Origin of the sequence: Azohydromonas australica DSM 1124, from assembly GCF_000430725.1 — a bacterium.
GTDB lineage: Bacteria > Pseudomonadota > Gammaproteobacteria > Burkholderiales > Burkholderiaceae_C > Azohydromonas > Azohydromonas australica.
This window is the reverse complement of the sequence record NZ_AUMO01000037.1, coordinates 1-15,574: the sequence shown is the minus strand read 5'-3', so window position 1 is coordinate 15,574 and position 15,574 is coordinate 1. Positions and strand designations below refer to the sequence as shown.

Annotated in this window: 14 protein-coding genes and 1 pseudogene; 7 read left to right on the top strand and 8 right to left on the bottom strand. The window is 67.4% G+C overall.

Annotation, left to right across the window (positions count from 1 at the left end; all coding sequences use genetic code 11):
- Positions 1-16: 16 nt before the first annotated feature.
- From H537_RS41260 to H537_RS54325, 4 genes are all read right to left on the bottom strand, one after another.
- Entirely contained in the window at positions 17-1,288 is a 1,272-nt protein-coding gene (locus H537_RS41260) for an MFS transporter (RefSeq protein WP_043458231.1), read from the bottom strand.
- Between the two features lie 73 nt (positions 1,289-1,361).
- Positions 1,362-1,793, bottom strand: a complete 432-nt coding sequence (locus H537_RS41255) for a nuclear transport factor 2 family protein (RefSeq protein WP_051241906.1) — start codon at positions 1,791-1,793, stop codon at positions 1,362-1,364.
- Complete coding sequence (locus H537_RS54330) at positions 1,790-2,194, bottom strand: nuclear transport factor 2 family protein (RefSeq protein ID WP_043458230.1); 405 nt, start codon at positions 2,192-2,194, stop codon at positions 1,790-1,792. The genes H537_RS41255 and H537_RS54330 overlap by 4 nt, the downstream gene beginning before the upstream one ends.
- An 8-nt stretch (positions 2,195-2,202) precedes the next feature.
- On the bottom strand, positions 2,203-2,565 hold the full coding sequence (locus H537_RS54325) for a Cif family virulence factor (RefSeq protein ID WP_028997018.1): 363 nt from the start codon (positions 2,563-2,565) through the stop codon (positions 2,203-2,205).
- Between the two features lie 144 nt (positions 2,566-2,709).
- Between H537_RS54325 and H537_RS41245 the strand changes: the two genes are divergently transcribed.
- From H537_RS41245 to H537_RS41240, 5 genes are read left to right on the top strand one after another with little or no spacing between them, the layout of a single operon-like run.
- Positions 2,710-5,010 (top strand): molybdopterin-dependent oxidoreductase, encoded by a 2,301-nt coding sequence (locus tag H537_RS41245; RefSeq protein ID WP_084150440.1) that lies wholly within the window; start codon positions 2,710-2,712, stop codon positions 5,008-5,010.
- A gap of 14 nt (positions 5,011-5,024) precedes the next feature.
- Positions 5,025-5,825, top strand: coding sequence for an SDR family NAD(P)-dependent oxidoreductase (locus H537_RS0104975; protein ID WP_028997017.1), 801 nt, complete (start codon positions 5,025-5,027; stop codon positions 5,823-5,825).
- Positions 5,826-5,847: 22 nt separating this feature from the next.
- The gene (locus H537_RS0104970) at positions 5,848-6,285 is read left to right on the top strand and encodes a nuclear transport factor 2 family protein (RefSeq protein WP_028997016.1); all 438 of its coding nucleotides are present in this window, start codon (positions 5,848-5,850) and stop codon (positions 6,283-6,285) included.
- A gap of 3 nt (positions 6,286-6,288) precedes the next feature.
- A complete protein-coding gene (locus tag H537_RS0104965; RefSeq protein WP_028997015.1) occupies positions 6,289-7,659 on the top strand; it encodes a phosphotransferase in 1,371 nt (456 codons plus the stop codon).
- Between the two features lie 31 nt (positions 7,660-7,690).
- A complete protein-coding gene (locus H537_RS41240) occupies positions 7,691-8,521 on the top strand; it encodes an SDR family NAD(P)-dependent oxidoreductase (RefSeq protein WP_051241903.1) in 831 nt (276 codons plus the stop codon).
- Here H537_RS41240 and H537_RS41235 read toward each other — a convergent pair.
- Positions 8,503-9,120, bottom strand: coding sequence for a glutathione S-transferase family protein (locus H537_RS41235; RefSeq protein ID WP_051241901.1), 618 nt, complete (start codon positions 9,118-9,120; stop codon positions 8,503-8,505). The two genes, H537_RS41240 and H537_RS41235, sit on opposite strands and share 19 nt — an antisense overlap.
- 356 nt (positions 9,121-9,476) lie before the next feature.
- On the opposite strand from H537_RS41235, the gene H537_RS0104950 reads away from it, so the two are divergent.
- The gene (locus H537_RS0104950) at positions 9,477-10,751 is read left to right on the top strand and encodes a cytochrome P450 (protein WP_028997014.1); all 1,275 of its coding nucleotides are present in this window, start codon (positions 9,477-9,479) and stop codon (positions 10,749-10,751) included.
- 22 nt (positions 10,752-10,773) lie between these two features.
- The gene (locus H537_RS0104945; RefSeq protein ID WP_043458229.1) at positions 10,774-12,438 is read left to right on the top strand and encodes an FAD-dependent oxidoreductase; all 1,665 of its coding nucleotides are present in this window, start codon (positions 10,774-10,776) and stop codon (positions 12,436-12,438) included.
- Between the two features lie 372 nt (positions 12,439-12,810).
- Here the strand turns inward: H537_RS0104945 and H537_RS41230 are convergent, their stop codons facing one another.
- The 3 genes and pseudogenes from H537_RS41230 to H537_RS41225 form a co-directional block, all read right to left on the bottom strand.
- A complete protein-coding gene (locus H537_RS41230; RefSeq protein WP_084150438.1) occupies positions 12,811-14,640 on the bottom strand; it encodes a methyl-accepting chemotaxis protein in 1,830 nt (609 codons plus the stop codon).
- Between the two features lie 181 nt (positions 14,641-14,821).
- A complete protein-coding gene (locus tag H537_RS0104935; protein WP_028997012.1) occupies positions 14,822-15,019 on the bottom strand; it encodes a hypothetical protein in 198 nt (65 codons plus the stop codon).
- 189 nt (positions 15,020-15,208) lie between these two features.
- Positions 15,209-15,574, bottom strand: a pseudogene (locus H537_RS41225) (hypothetical protein); the annotation flags it as partial.

Genomic DNA, 15,574 nt, shown 5'->3' with positions numbered 1-15,574 from the left:
GGGCACGGGCGCATGGCTAGCCCACCGGCTCCGCGCCGGGTTGTTCCAGGGCGGCGGCCGAACGGCTCTGCAGCAAGGGCTGCCGCCCTAGCGTCAGCAGCAGCGCCGGACCGGCCAGGCATGCGCCGATGCAGTACGCCAGCATCGGGCCATAGCTGCCAGTGCTCTTGTACGCGGCGCCGAACGCCAGTGGCGCCAGCATGCTGCCTGCGGTGATCAGGCCCAGATGGATGCCGAAGAGTCGGCCGTAGTCAAGCAATCCGAAGTAGCGGGCCACGAGATAGGCGGACAGATCGAACTCCGCGCCAGCGCCGATGCCGACAAGGCACACGGCGACCGTGAGCTGCGTGGTCGTCCAGCTCGCGTCCGCGCTCCACAGCATCAGGCAGCCGATGGCTGGCATGACCAAGGCCGTGGCTGCCACGCCGGGGGCCCACAGGCGGTCGATCAGCCAGCCCGCAGCCAGCCGACCGGCGATGAGCGCGATGCCAAAGCCGCTGAACACGCTGCCGGCTTGCGCCGCTGTGAGCCCGATGTCGCGCAACAGCGGCACCGTGTTGGTCACCATGCCGACCACGGCCGTCACGACCAGCGTGAGACCGAGGTTCAGGGTCCAGAACTTGCGCGAGCGCACGTGCACCCGGAACGTTGCGGACGCCCGCCGTGGCGCCCGGGCTGCTGCCGCGGCGGTAGCCGTCGAGGCGCCGGGCGGGGTGGGAACAAAGAGCTTCCAGGCCAGCGGCAGGGTGATGAGCAGCGGCAGGGCGCCCAGCACGATGAACCCGGCACGCCAATCCCAGCGGTCGATGGCCCAGGTCAGCGCTGGCGGCAACAGCGCCGCCGACAGGCCCGAGCCGCACAGCACCAGCGCCAGCGCCAGGCCGCGCCGGACCTCGAACCACTGGCTCACCAACTGTGTCCAGGTCACGAAGGTGATACCCACGCCGGCGATCGGCACGACGAAGAAGGCCAGGTAGAGCCACCCGATCGAGCCTTGCACCAGCGTGGTCGCCAACAGCGCCAGCGGCATGGCCAACAGCGACAGCAATGCCACCGGCCGCATGCCCCAGCGCAGGTTCAGCCAGCCGGCGAGCTGGCTGGCCACGACCACGCCCCCTGAGAGGCAACTGATGGCGAACTGCAGGTTGCCGCGGTTCCAGCCAAAAGCCTTCTCCAGCGGCACCACCAACGTGCCGAAGCCATAGAGCAACGTCACGCTGGCCGTGGTTGCGGCGCCTGCCAGTGCCAGCAGTACGATGCGCCAGCCGCGCAGGAATTCATTGGGCATGCCGGCGTGGGCGGATCTTGCTACGGAGTTCATCGTATGGAGGGCGTGGTGGCTCGCTGTACCGGGCGTGCTGTCAAGCGGCCAGCGACTCGCGGAAGGCCTCCATGGACATGCCGTGCAGCTTGGCCACATGGCCGGGATCGAGGTATTCGCGCCACGCAGTGATCTGGCCGGCATCGTTGAGCTCGAACACCGCTACCAGCGGCACCGGCACCCAGCGCCCGTTACGGAAGGACCAGTCGCAGCGCTCGGTGAAGACGGTATTGCCACTGGCTGCCACAGCCTTCATGTCGTGCCTCTGGTCGGTGACGCTCTGGCGCATCAGCTCCAGCTCCGCCTTGATCGCATCGCGGCCGCGCACCGGTGCGAAGGCCGGCACCGCGATCTGGTAGTAGGCGTCGTCGGCCAGCGGTGCCAGCGCCGCGTCCAGGTCCTGCGGCCAGCTTTCGCGGAAGGCATCGATGAAGCGGCGCACGATGGCCTCGGGCGTCCTGGTGTCGCTCATGGTGTTGCTCCGTCAGGGGGAGGTCCGAACGCGGCCGCGGCAGCGGCCGTGTCGAAGTACTCACGTCCGCTGGCGATGAGGCCGTCGCGGACGATGAACAGGTAGTGGTACGTGTTGCGGTAGACGAGACCCGGCCGCTCGAAGTGGCCCTGTGCCTCGACCGCGACGCGGTCCGCCTCGGCGGTGACGCCCGTGGGCGTCACCCGGCGCTCGTCGAAGGCTCGCATGGTGCGCGACACGGCGTCGAGGAAGGCCTTGCGGCTGCGTTCGCCCCAGCCTGCCACCCACCAGCTGAAGCCCGGGGCCAGCAGCGCCTGCAGGCCCGGCGCGTCACCACGCTCGATGGCGTGCAGGAACGCTGCGGCGACGCGCTTGTTGTCCTGTGTCGTCGTGTCGGTCACGGCACGGCTCAGGATTGCGGCGTGAAGAAGTAGCGGATCTGCACATCGTCGCCATCGAAGCGGTAGAGCTCGATGCTGGGCCGCGGCGGGGTGCCGGCGCCGATGGTGGTGTTGTGGTGGTAGCACGCGGCTTCGTTGCCCGTCACCATCACCTCCTTGACGTCGATGTGCACCTTGCCGGCGAAGCGCTGCCACATGTCCTCCAGCGCCTGCCAGCCCTCCATCACCGGCAGCCCGATGTACTCGATCGTCATGCGGCCAGGCACCATGCGGCGATACAGGTCGAACATCTCGTGCTTCCTGCCTGCGTTCCAAAGCTCGACTTGCTGGTGCAGGAACGAGCGGATCTCCTGGGGGTCGCGGACCTTCATCGTCACTCCTTGGTTGTGCGCTGGATGCATGATCACCAGGGCGCTGGCCAGCCAAGCGGGGAACGCTATCGATGAAAAGCCCCATGCCATAGCCGAAGTGCACGCTACACGCCTGCCCGAACCGGGCTGCCTAGACTGGGCCGCATGAGCAGCACCCATGACCCTGTCCAGGTCCATCGACGCACCTGTCCGCTGTGCGAGGGCATGTGCGGGCTGAAGGTCGCGACGCAGGACGAGCGCGTCATCGCCATCCGGCCGGATCCGGACAACGTCTTCAGCCGGGGTCACATCTGTCCCAAGGGCACGACACTGGGCGCGGTGCATCATGATCCCGACCGGCTGCGGCACCCTGTCGTGCGCGACGGAACCACATGGCGTGAGGTGTCCTGGGACGCCGCGTTCCAGCGCATCGACGAACTCGCGCAGGGTGTGCGCCACCGCCACGGTCCCAAGGCCTTTGCCTTTTACGGCGGCAACATGAACAAGGGCGGCTTCGACACCAGCCGCTACATGATGCTCATGGTTCGCCAGGCCGGCTTCGCGCAACGCTTCTCGTCGTCCAGCGTCGACCAGCTTCCCAAGAACGTGTCGACCTTCCTGATGTACGGGGACATGTGGAAGATGCCCATTCCGGACATCGATCACACGGACCTGTTCGTCATCGTGGGCGGCAACCCGGCAGCGTCCAAGGGCAGCATCTTTTCGCACCGGGACGTGATGGGCGCCATCAAGGCGCTGCGCTCGCGTGGCGGACGCGTCGTGGTCATCGACCCGGTGTGCACTGGGACGGCCCGGGCCGCCGACCAGTGGATCGGCATCCGCCCGGGCACTGACGCAGCGCTGCTGCTGGGCGTCGTCCATGTGCTGTTCCAGGAGGGACTGGTTCGCCTCGGGCACCTGGAAGGCCTCGTCAACGGCCTGGAGGAGGTCCGGGTCCTGGCCAGGGCCTGGCCTCCCGAGCGCGTCGCGTCCTTCTGTGGCGTGGAGGCAGCCACGATCCGGGCCCTGGCGCAGGAGATCGGCCAGGCACCGCGTGCCGCAGTGTATGGCCGCATCGGGACCTGCACCCAGGAGTTCGGCACGCTGGCCTCCTGGCTGATCGACGTGGTGGCAGTGCTCACCGGCAACATGGACCAAGAGGGTGGCGTGATGTGGAGCACCTGCGTCGCTCCGCATCTGAAGCTCACGCCGCCGTATCCGACCGATGCGCCGCTGCTCGGGCCGCCCATGCGCGTGCGCGGCGTGCCGGGCGTGCTCGGTCAGTACCCGGCGTCGTGCCTCGCCGAGGAAATCGACACTCCCGGAGCCGGGCGCATTCGCGGCCTGGTCACCTCAGGCTGCAATCCGGTGCTGTCTGCGCCCGGGTCGGCCCGGCTGGCAGCAGCGCTGCCGCAGCTTGAATGCATGGTCAGCGTCGACCTGTACATCAACGAGACGACGCGCCATGCCCATGTGATCCTGCCGGCGCTCTCTCCGCTGGAGCAGCCGCATTGGGACATCTGGGCCTGGCCCTTCAGCCTGACCAGCGGCGGGCACTACTCGCCGGCGCTGTTCCCGCGGCGGGACCGGCCACCGGAATGGCAGGTGCTCGCGCGCCTGGGCTCGATCATCGGTGGCAATCCGCACGCGGACCTCGATCGGCTCGACGACGAGTACTTCGGCGCGATGTGCGACCAGCTCGGCGTGCCGCGCGCGGTGGCATTCGCAGCGCTGCCCTCGCATGGCGCGGAGCGCATCCTCGACCTGTGCATCCGCACGGGGCCGTTCGGAGACAGGTTCGGAGAGCGGCCTGAAGGCCTGAATCTTCAGGCGTTCAAGGACCAGCCCGACGGCATCGTGCTCGGACACGCACCGTCGCAGGGTGCCGCCGCCTTCACCACCCCGTCCGGCAGGCTCGAGCTGGCGCCTGCACACATGCTGGGTGACCTGCCACGCCTGGAGCAGGCGATGGTGGCACCTGCGCCCTGCCTCGTCCTCGTCAGCCGGCGACAGTTGCGCTCGCTGAATTCGTGGATGCATAACGTGGAGGTGCTCGTGAAGGGGCGCGACCGCTGCACGCTGCAGATCCACGTCGACGATGCCCGGCGCCTGGGCATCGCCGACGCAGACTTGGTGCGGGTGCAAAGCGAGAGTGGCGCGCTCGAGGTGCCCGCCGAGCCGACCACCGATATTCGTCCCGGCGTGGTGTCGCTGCCGCACGGCTGGGGACATGGGCAGCCCGGCACGCGACAGCACACGGCCGCCGAGCATGCGGGTGTCAACATCAACCTGCTGAGCCCGGCTCGCCTGGTCGATGCCGCGTCGGGCAACGCGGTGCTCAACGGCATTCCCGTCCAGGTGGTGCGCATCGGCGATGGCTTGCGTGCCTCATCGATATCGCACGAACCCCTGCCGGAATCGACGCTGCCTGGACTGCGCCAGGCGCCTGGGATCGCAAGCGCTTGACAGGGGGGATCGGAATGGCGCGACTGCGAGGCAAGGTGGCCTGCATCACTGGCGCAGGCAGCGGCATCGGCCGCGCCAGCGCGCTGCGCTTTGCTGCCGAGGGCGCGCGCGTCATGGTCACCGACCTGCGTGGCGACGCGGCACAGACGGTCGCGGAGGAGATATCCGCCGCTGGTGGCCAGGCCCTGGCGCTGGCCGTGGATGTGGGGGTGGAAGAACAGCTCGTCGCGATGGTCGAGCAAGCGGTGACCCGGCTGGGCCGCATCGACGTGTTGTTCAACAACGCGGTGAACACCGCGGGCGCCGGCAAGGCGGACAAGGATTTCCTGTCGTTCAGCAGCGAACGCTTCTTCGATGTGGTGCGGGTCAACGTGCTGGGTGGCGTGCTGGCCAGCAAGCTGGCCATCCCGCACATGCTCAGACAAGGCGGGGGCTCGATCCTGTTCACCTCGTCCACGAGCTCTCTGGGTGGCGACGTGGCCCAGTTCAGCTATGGCGGCTCCAAGGCCATGGTCAACTGGTACGTGCAGACGATCGCTGCGACCTTCGGCAAGCAGGGCATTCGCTGCAACGCGATCCTGCCCGGCGTGATCCAGACACCGGCCATGCAGGCTTGGGCAAATGGCGCCATGCAGGAAGCCTTCCTGGAACTGCACAACGTGCCGCGCCTGGGGCGCAGCGACGACATCGCCGCGCTGGCGACCTTCCTGGCCTCTGACGAGGCCGCCTACATCAACGGTGCGCTCATGCGTGCGGACGGTGGCATGAGCTGCACCGTGCCGCACGTGCAGGTGGTGCGCCACCTTCTGCGCTGATCGAGACAGACGGAGACCGAGCATGGGACACAAGCAGGAGCAGGCGGTACGCGAGTTCCTCGACGCCTGGGGCGACGAGACCCGGCGGCCCGACGTGGAAAAGATCGTTTCCATGTTCGCGCCCGATGGGTACTGGGAACTGTACGTGCCTCATGGCCCGGTCATCCGCGGTCGCGAGTCGTTGCGCAGGGAGATCCAGCGGCAGCTTGGCTACACCGAGTGGGCACGCTGTGGCATCGAGCGCATGTGGTCCGATGAGCGCTCCGTGGTCACCGAGCGGCTGGACCACTTCGGCCGCAACGGCCGCACAGTCCGGCACGCGCTGATGGCAGTGTTCGATCTCGACGACCAGACCCTGATCACGGCCTGGCGAGAGTACTTCGACCTGCACGACCTCTCGCGGCAGACCGGCACCGATCCGGCCCGGCTCTGCGGACTCGAGCAGCCGGTGGAGGCCTGAGCGATGGCCTGCACCGATACCACGACGGATTACGGCGCCGACGGTCAGGCCCGGCTGCGCGCCTTCGTCGAGCACGCCACGGGGGGCAAGGTCGTGCGCATGGAGCGCCAGGTGCGTTGGCGTCCCGCATGGTTTGTCGATGTCGAGCGCGGTGGCGAGCTGATGAAGCTGCACCTGCGCGGAGACCGCGGCGGCGACGTCGCAATCTTTCCGGAGCTCAAGCGCGAGGCTGACGTCATCAGCGTGCTGGGCGAACATGGCATCGCCGTGCCCCGCATCCATGGCTACTGCAGCGAGCCGCCGTGCATCCTGATGGACGCGCTGCCCGGCACGCGCCGGGTCGCTGACGCGGCCAGTGATGCCGAGCGACGAACCGTCGCACGCCAGTACATCGCCGAGGTCGCGGCCATGCACCGCGTGCCGGTGGAGTCCTTCGTGGCCCGGGGGCTGCACCTGCCGCAGGGCGCGCGCGAGATTGCGCTCGTCGGCCTGGGCGCCTACATGCCGCACTATCTGCGCACCAGGAGCCGCCCCGAACCGATGCTCGAGTTCGTGATCGGTTGGCTGAAGCGCAACGTGCCCACGCACCGCACCCGGGCCAGCTTCATACAGTTCGACTCGGGCCAGTTCCTGTTCCAGGATGGCCGCATGACCGGGCTGTACGACTTCGAGTTCAGCATGATTGGCGACCCCATGGTCGACCTCGCGACGATGCGCATGCGCGACAACTACGAGCCGTTGGGCGAGTCGTTCCCGGTGCTGCTCCAGCTCTACGAGGAGTTCAGCGGCGAGCCCGTTGACCACGAGGTGATCGACTTCCACACGCTGCAGTTCGCCACGCTGGGCACCATGCAGTTCACCGGCACGGTCGGTGCCGGGCGGCCCGGTGACGAACACGCGGTGTACCTGGAGTTCGACCTCGCCCTGCGCCAGGTCATCCTGCAGGCGATGAGCGGCCTCACGGGCATCAGGCTGCCGCTGGAGCCACCCCTGTCCGAGCACACGGGCAACCATGCTGCGCTGTTGGCCAAGCTCGCTGACACGGTGTCGCGCATCGAGACGCCGGACAAGCTGCAGCAGTCGCGCCAGGAGGCCGCGGACAAGCTCATCGAGTGGCTCCAGCGTGCCGACGCCATGGGCACGGAGCTTGAGGCGCGCAACCTCCATGACATCAGCACGCTGCTGGGCCGACGCTTCGACAACTGCTGCGCGGCGGAAGCTGCGCTTGAGCGCCATGTGCAAGAGGCCGGGCCCGAGCACGACGAAACGCTGCTGCGGCTGTTCGCCACGATGGAGGCCCGCCGCATGCATGTCTTCGGCCCGACCCGCATCGGCCGCTCGGCCACGCAGGTACACCTGCCTCCCACCCGCTGAACCCTTGTCCACCACGACGGAGCACTCACCCGTGACCCAGACCACTTCATCCGACCGCGATTTTCTCGACCGCTACGGCCCCTGGGCCCTGGTGGCCGGCGCGTCCGAAGGCACCGGCGCGGAGTTCTCGCTGCAGGCCGCGGCCAAGGGCCTCAACGTGATCCTGGTCGCCCGCCGTCCGGACAAGCTCGGGGAACTGGCCTCGCGCATCCGGCAGACGTACGCCGTGCAGGTGCGCACCCTGGCGCTGGACCTGTCGACGCCCGGCGCCGCAGCCGCGCTGCAGCACGTCGCTGACGGCCTGGATCTTGGCCTGGTGGTGTTCAACGCCGGCGGCGACAGCGTCGGCGGCCGCTTCCTTGAGAGTTCCTACGAGGCCTGGCGCACGCTGCTGCAACGCAACATCGACTTGCTCACCGAGGCTTGCCACCGCTTTGCGACGGCCCTTGTCGCGCGTGGGCGCGGCGGCATCGTCCTGGTGGGTTCCGAGGCGGCGTTGGGCGGCACGGGGCGGCTGGCCATCTACACGGCCACCAAGGGCTATGCGCTGAACTTTGGCGAAAGCCTGTGGAAGGAGCTCAAGCCGCATGGCGTGGATGTGCTCAACGTGCTGCTGGGGGCGACCGACACGCCCAAGCTGCGCACCGTGTTTGCCAAGCACGGGCTGTCGCCCGACGCCGTGCACTTGACGCCCTCGCAGGAGGTGGCACGTGTCGGACTGGCGCGCCTGGGTCAAGGGCCCACCGTCGTGCTCAGCGCACCCGAGGGCTCGACGGACTCGCTGGTCTCAGCACGCGTGCGCCGCGAACGCGTGGAAGCGCAGAGCCGCTTCCTCGACAACTTCTACGGTCCCGCCGCGTGAACTGCTGAGGGCGCGTGCGGCTTGTCGCGCTGCAGCGCCCGGCGCCGAGCCGGACGATCGGCCAGGGCGAGGTAGGCATCGATCGACGGGCTGGCGCCTAGCAGCGGGCGTGCCTGTTCGAACAGGCTCATCATCAGGATGTCCGCCGCCGTGAAGCGCTCGCCCAGCAGGTAGGGGCCGGACTCCGCAAGCGTTGCCTCGATGTGCTGCATCATCGCCGCGTCCAGCCGGGCCATCGCGGCATCCCGGGACAAGGCCTGAGTGCCCTTCATGTACACCAGCGGTTCGGTGAGCCCCACCTGGTAGAACAGCCAGGTGAGGTATCGCCCACGCAGCGCGTCGCCCGCAGGCACGCCGACCTGCGCATTTGGGAACAGGTCCGTGAGGTACAACGCGATCGCCCCGGTCTCTGTGACGATCCGGCCGTCGTGATCGAGTGCCGGTGTGAAGCCGTGCGGATGGGGATTGCGTGCATCGGCCCGGCCGCCCGTGCTGTACGGATCGGCAACGTTCACGAGTTCATACATCGCACCGAGTTCTTCGAGCAACCATGCGATGCGCGACGATACGGAACCGGGGGCGTGGTACAGGGTCAGCATGGCTGGCCTCCTTGGTGCGCCTGACGGCGCGGACAGTGGAACGGATCGGCACGGCCGGCATGCGCATGCGCATGCGTGCGTGCCAAGGCTGCACTCGATGGTGGCGCCAAAGATGGAAAATAGTTGAGGGCTCAACTCTATGGCGGTCTGCTCTATTCCCTCTACTGATCGTTTTCCCGGATCTGCCGGGAGATTGCCGCCGAGCGTTGACGCAGCGCAAGACGCGGGGTGGAAGCGGCGTCGCAGGCGCTTGTGTGGCGGGCGTCAAAAGATCAGAATTTGAAAATGTGTTCAATATAAGGGCGCGACCGGTGACCGGCAAGGTCCGGGCCGCCCCTGACTGAAAGGAGACGATCGTGACCGCAGCAACCAAGGACCAGTCGCTGGAGCGCGCTTTTTCCGGCGTGGCCGACAACTACCGGGGAGCCGATGTCGATCTGAATGCCCTTTACCGTGAAATGCGACGCGACTCGCCGGTACTGGAAGAAAACTTCATGGGGCGTCTGGGTGTGCCCAACATCGCGGGCCTCGACCCCGACCGCCCCACGTTCACGCTTTTCAAGTACGCCGACGTGATGGCCGTGCTGCGCGACGCAGCCAACTTCACCAGCGGCTTCATTGCCGAGGGGCTGGGCTCGTTCTTCGACGGGCTCATCCTCACCGGCATGGACGGCGAGGCGCACCGTCGCGCCCGCGCCCTGCTGCAGCCCATTTTCATGCCCGAGGTGGTCAACCGCTGGAGGCCCAGGATGGACCGCATCGTGCGCGAGGAGTACCTGCAGCCCCTGGTGCCCCAGGGACGCGCGGACCTGATGGACTTCGGCCTGCATTTCCCGATCCGGCTGATCTACGCGCTCATCGGCTTTCCCGACGACAAGCCCGAGCAGGTCAAGCAGTACGCCGCCTGGGCGCTGGCCATCCTCGCCGGACCGCAAGTGGACGCCGAACGCGCGCGCGTTGCCCGCAAGGCGGCCATGGAGGCAGCGCAGGCGCTGTACGACGCCGTGAAGGTCCAGGTGGCACAGGTACGCGCCAACGGTGCCACCGGCGAGGACCTCATCAGCCGACTCATCCGTGCGGAGTACGAGGGCCGCTCGCTGGACGACCACGAGGTCACCACGTTCGTGCGCTCCCTGCTGCCTGCGGCCGGCGAAACCACCACCCGCACCTTTGGCTCGTTGATGGTGCTGCTGCTGGAGCGCCCCGAACTGCTGGAGCGCGTGAGGCGCGACCGCAGCCTGGTGTCCAAGGCCATCGACGAAGCCGTGCGCTTCGAGCCCGTGGCCACCTTCAAGGTGCGTCAGGCCGCAAAGGACCTGGAGATCCGGGGCGTGAAGATCCCCAAGGGCGCCATGGTGCAGTGCATCGTGGCCTCGGCCAACCGCGACGAGGAAGCGTTCGAGAACAGCGAGACCTTCGACATCGATCGCAAACCCAAGCCGTCCTTCGGATTCGGGTTCGGGCCGCACATGTGCATTGGCCAGTTCATCGCCAAGACCGAGCTGCAGGTAGCCCTCAACGCGGTGCTGGATCTGCTGCCCGACGTTCGACTGGATCCGGCGCAGCCGGCCCCGCAGATCACCGGAGCACAGCTGCGCGGGCCGCACGCCGTGCCCGTTGTCTGGGGCTGAGGCCATCCTCGGCATGGGGCCCATGATCGAGAAGGACGTGGTCGTCGTAGGGTCCGGCGGTGCCGGTCTCACGGCCGCTACCGTTGCCGCCCGGCACGGGCTGGACGTGTTGCTGGCAGAAAAGACAGCGTGGTTTGGCGGCACGACGGCGCTGTCAGGCGGAGGCGTCTGGGTGCCGGGCAGCACGCTCGCAACGCAGGCCGGCCTGGGCGAGGCTGCCGGTACAGCCGCGCGCTATGTTCACGAGGTAGTGGGCCCGACCCTGCGTGCCGACCTGCTTGAGGCATTCCTCGACGCCGCGCCACGCATGGTGGACTTCCTGCATGCACACACCGCCGTGCGCTTTGCGGTGCAGCGTGGCTTCGCCGACTGGCATCCGGCTGCCAGCGGGTTCTCGCGCGAAGGCCGCCTGCTGGTCCCGCTGGAGTACGACGCGCGCGAGCTGGGTCCACATTTTGCACAGCTGCGCCCGCCACTGACGGAATTCAATGCACCCGGGGGCATGATGATCGGACTGGCCGACATGGGGCATGCAGCCAACGCGACGCGCTCCTTCGCGGCGTTCAGGCACATGGCGCGGCTCGCCTTGCGCTTCGGGCTGGACAGGCTCGCGCGGCATCCGCGTGGCACGCGTCTGACCATGGGCAATGCGCTGGCGGCCCGGTTGCTGCGCTCGGCGCTGGACGCCGGCGTGACGCTGTGGCGCCAGGCGCCCATGCAGCGGCTGCTTGTCGAGCAGGGCAGGGTCACCGGTGTGGTGCTGCAGCGCGGTGGGGAGCAACTGGAGGTGCGGGCCCGGCGCGGTGTGGTGCTGGCCACGGGCGGATTCTCGGCCAATAGCGAGATGCGACGTCAGTTCATCCCCTATGCCGAGCACCACGTCTCGCTCGTACCCGAGGGAAACACCGGCGACGGCCTGGCGGCGGCGCGTGCGGCTGGTGGACGCTTCGACGGTGAGAACCTCAGCAATGCCGGCTGGGTGGTGGTGTCGGTGCTGCAGCGAGCGGACGGCTCGGTGCGCAAGTTCCCGCACCTGTTCCTCGACCGTGGCAAGCCCGGCTGCATTGCAGTCAACGCCCATGGCAAGCGCTTTGGCAACGAGTCCGCCACCAACCTCGTCGAGCCCATGCACCGCAGCGGCTCGGTACCTGCGTACCTCGTGTGCGACGAGGCATTCATCCACCGCTATGGCCTGGGACTTGTGCGCCCCGGTGGTTGGGGCCTGCGACGCATGATTGCTGAAGGCTACATTGTCACGGCACCGACGCTGCAGGCGCTGGCCGCGGCCATCGGTGTACCGCCTCACGCACTGGAAGCGACCGTCAATCGCTTCAATGGACAGGCCGAGCGTGGTGTCGACGAGGACTTCGAACGAGGCAACGCGCGCGCCGACCATGTCATGGGCGATCCGTCCCACGGTCCCAACCCCTGCCTGGGCCCGGTGCACAAGGCGCCTTTCTACGCGCTGAAGGTATTTCCTGGCGACTCGACCACCACCGTGGGCTTGCGCGTGGACGCCCGGGCTCGCGTGCTCGACATGCAGGACGCGCCTGTGCCGGGGCTGTACGCCATCGGGCTGGACATGAATTCATTGTGGCGAGGGCGTGCGCCGGGAAACGGCGCGAACAACACGCTGTCGTTGACCTTTGGCTTCATTGCGGGACACGCGCTGGCTGGTGCTGCCTGACTGCTGTTGGCCGTAACCTGCGCGACAGTGCGCAGTCGCGTTCCTGCCGCGAGATGTCTTGATGAGGGCCGCGCGCCTGACGCCAGGAGTTCCCAAGCTGCCAGTGGAGCCTTCTCCGGCACGGTGGTGCCGTTGCCGCACGCGCTGCTCGCCACGGACAGTGTAAGAAGCGGTTGGAGCCGTTTCAGGGCAGGTGCGGCGTTGCAGTACGCGCCGCGTCATTCCCACGCCCGCACCGCGCGGAAAACCGATGGCGGCATGCATACGGTGCGTCCCGGACGTATGCCGGATCAAGCCCTGGGCGCGCGTAAAGCCCGCAACCGGCATGCACCTGGCACAGGCCGGTACGGGCCTGTGCCAGGTGCTGTCCCGTCAGGCCTGGCCCAGGAATGTTGTTCCCACATCGGCACCGGCCCCATGGCTGCCGGTCACGGAAGAATCCGCCGGCGCCTGGGCCATCGGGTTGCGTTCGACGGCGTAGCGATGCCGCACAGCGTTGCTGTGGATGCTGACTGCCCTGGGGCGATCGCTTACCTCGATTGAAGCGTACTCAGCATCATCGCCGGCATGGAGCTTGAATGTCGCCACCATCTGCGACAGCCGCTGTGCCTGTGCCTGCAGCGAAGCTGCCGCTGCCGCGCTTTGCTCCACCATCGCGGCGTTCTGCTGGGTCATCTGCTCAAGATCCGTCATTGCGGCGTGTACCTCGCCGATGCCCGAACTCTGGGCCCCAGCGGCATCGGTGATCTGGGAAATCATGTGGCTGACCTGCTGCACCGAGCCGACCAGCGTCGTCATCGTCTGTCCCGCCTTCTGTACCAGTTGGCTGCTCGAGTTCACCTGGTCCACGGAGCTGCCGATCAGCTGCTTGATGTCCTTGGCGGCCAGCGCGCTGCGCTGAGCCAGGTTGCGCACCTCGGCAGCCACGACGGCAAAGCCACGCCCTTGCTCGCCTGCGCGCGCGGCCTCCACCGCGGCGTTGAGCGCCAGGATGTTGGTCTGGAACGCAATACCGTCGATCACGCCGATGATCTCGCTGATGCGGCGCGACTGGAGCGCAATCTGCTCCATGCTGGCAACGACGTCGGCAACCACCCGGCCACCGTGCTGCGCAGTGGCAGCGGCGCTGCCAGCGACGTCGTTGGCCATGTGGGCCGAAGTCGCTGTCTGCTGCACGGCACCGGCGAGCTGGCTCATCGAGCCTGCGGTGCGCTGAAGATTGGCGGCGGCGTTCTCGGTGCGCGCGGAAAGGTCCTGGCTGCTGCTGGCCACCTCGGTAGATGCAACCTCGATCGTATGGGCGGTATCGCGAACCGCGCCCACTACCTCCCGCAGGCTGGCCTGCATCCGACCCAGCGCCGCCAGCAACGCACCGGTCTCGTCGCGCAGGGACGTTTCAATGGGCTGCGACAGGTTACCTTGGGCCACTTCCTCGGCGACTGCGACGGCACGGCGCAGCGGGACACTGACGCTGCGCGCAATCAGCCAAGCCGCCAGCACGCTGATGGCCAGCCCCGCGCCCGCGGCAAGCAACTGGATCCGGCGCGACAACGCCACGGCGGCTTCGGTCCGAGCCTGCGCCTCTTCGCCGGCCTGTCGCACCGCGGCGACCACGCCATCCACCGACTTGGCCCAGAAATCGACTTCGTTCTTCACGCTGAACGCCATCGTGGCCACCTGGGCCTCGTCGAGCGGCACGTCGGCGTCACCTGCGCGCGCGCCATCGGAGATGCGAGCACTCAGCGCCTGCCTCATCAGCCCCATCGCACCCTCTGATTCGGTCAGCGGCTTGAGCGCCTCGAGCATGCCCGCAATGTCGTTGCCCTCATGGGTCAGTTCCATCAAGCGACCTTTGGCCGCCGCATAAGCAGCAATCTGCTTCTCGATTCGGCCGGCGTGGAAACTGATTTCCTCGGACTGCGTCGAGAGCATGACAAGCAGGCCGCTCATGTAGCTCTCGTTGATCTGCGCGCGCATTTGCTCGGCTGCTGCAATGAGCTCGGTACTCGAACGCATGGTGGCACCCATGTCCTGCTGCAGCCGACCGGTCTGGAACACGGAGAATCCCGTCGTCCCGGCAAAAAGTGCCAGAACGGTCCCGAACGCCAGGGCCAGGCGCCGTCCAATTGTCATGTTGCCAAGCAAGTTCTGCAGGGACGATCGGCGGCCAGGAGAGCGCACGAAGGAGGAGGAGTAGGGCATCAAGGCGACCTCGGCACGCCGCGACTAGCGGCACGGTTTGTGGAACTTCTGAATCGACCCCTTGTTCACCGACATGAGGCACGAACTCCGCAACATTGGTTGCGAAAGCTGCCGATCTTTGGATTCGACAGTGCACAAGGTCTTATGTGATTCGCAATTGTTGATCTAGTTGATACGGCAACTACATGATTCTTGCCCATATGCGTTGTTCGAACGCATGGAACTCAAGCTGGCGCAGCTCATGCGTGCCCTGCAGGAAGCGCCGTTGCTGCAGCACGGCATTCCAGGCGCGCAGCGCGGGGCATGCACCGCTGACGCCGGGATGGCATTCGCGCGTGAGCAGTGCGTGCTTCGCGGCAAGTCCCCATGCAAAGAGCACTGCCTAGTTGCGTGCTGCCTGTACGAAACGGCGCGAGGACGTCTTGCGCAAGACCGCTGCAGCACTGCAAGGCGGAAGAGCGTTTTTTGGCTTGCGGTTCAGGCCAGGAGCACGCCTGTACAGCGCGCCTCCGCTGGAGGCCATGCGATGCCGCTGCGCTGGCGGCATGGTGGATAGCGAGCCGGCGTGTCAGGCCGGCGTGGTGTGCTTGCGCACCGGTATACGTGGCCGAGCCGCACCCGCGGACTGCTCGAGCCGCTGTGGTGCTGGCGTTGCAGCACCGCCATGCGCGGTGCGGAAGATGCGAACCGACTCCACCACGACTTCGGCCCGGTGGTGCAGCGAGCGGGCTGCCGTGGAGAGCTGCTCCACCATCGCGGCGTTTTGCTGCGTGACGCTGTCGAGCTGGCTCACGGACTTGTTGACGAGTTCCACGCCCTGCGCCTGCTCCTGCGCGGCGCGGCTCATGTCGGCGATCAGGCCGAACACCCGGTCCACCGCCTGCGCGCTCTGGCGCACGGTGCGGCCCGTGGCCTCGGCCAGCGCGTTGCCGGC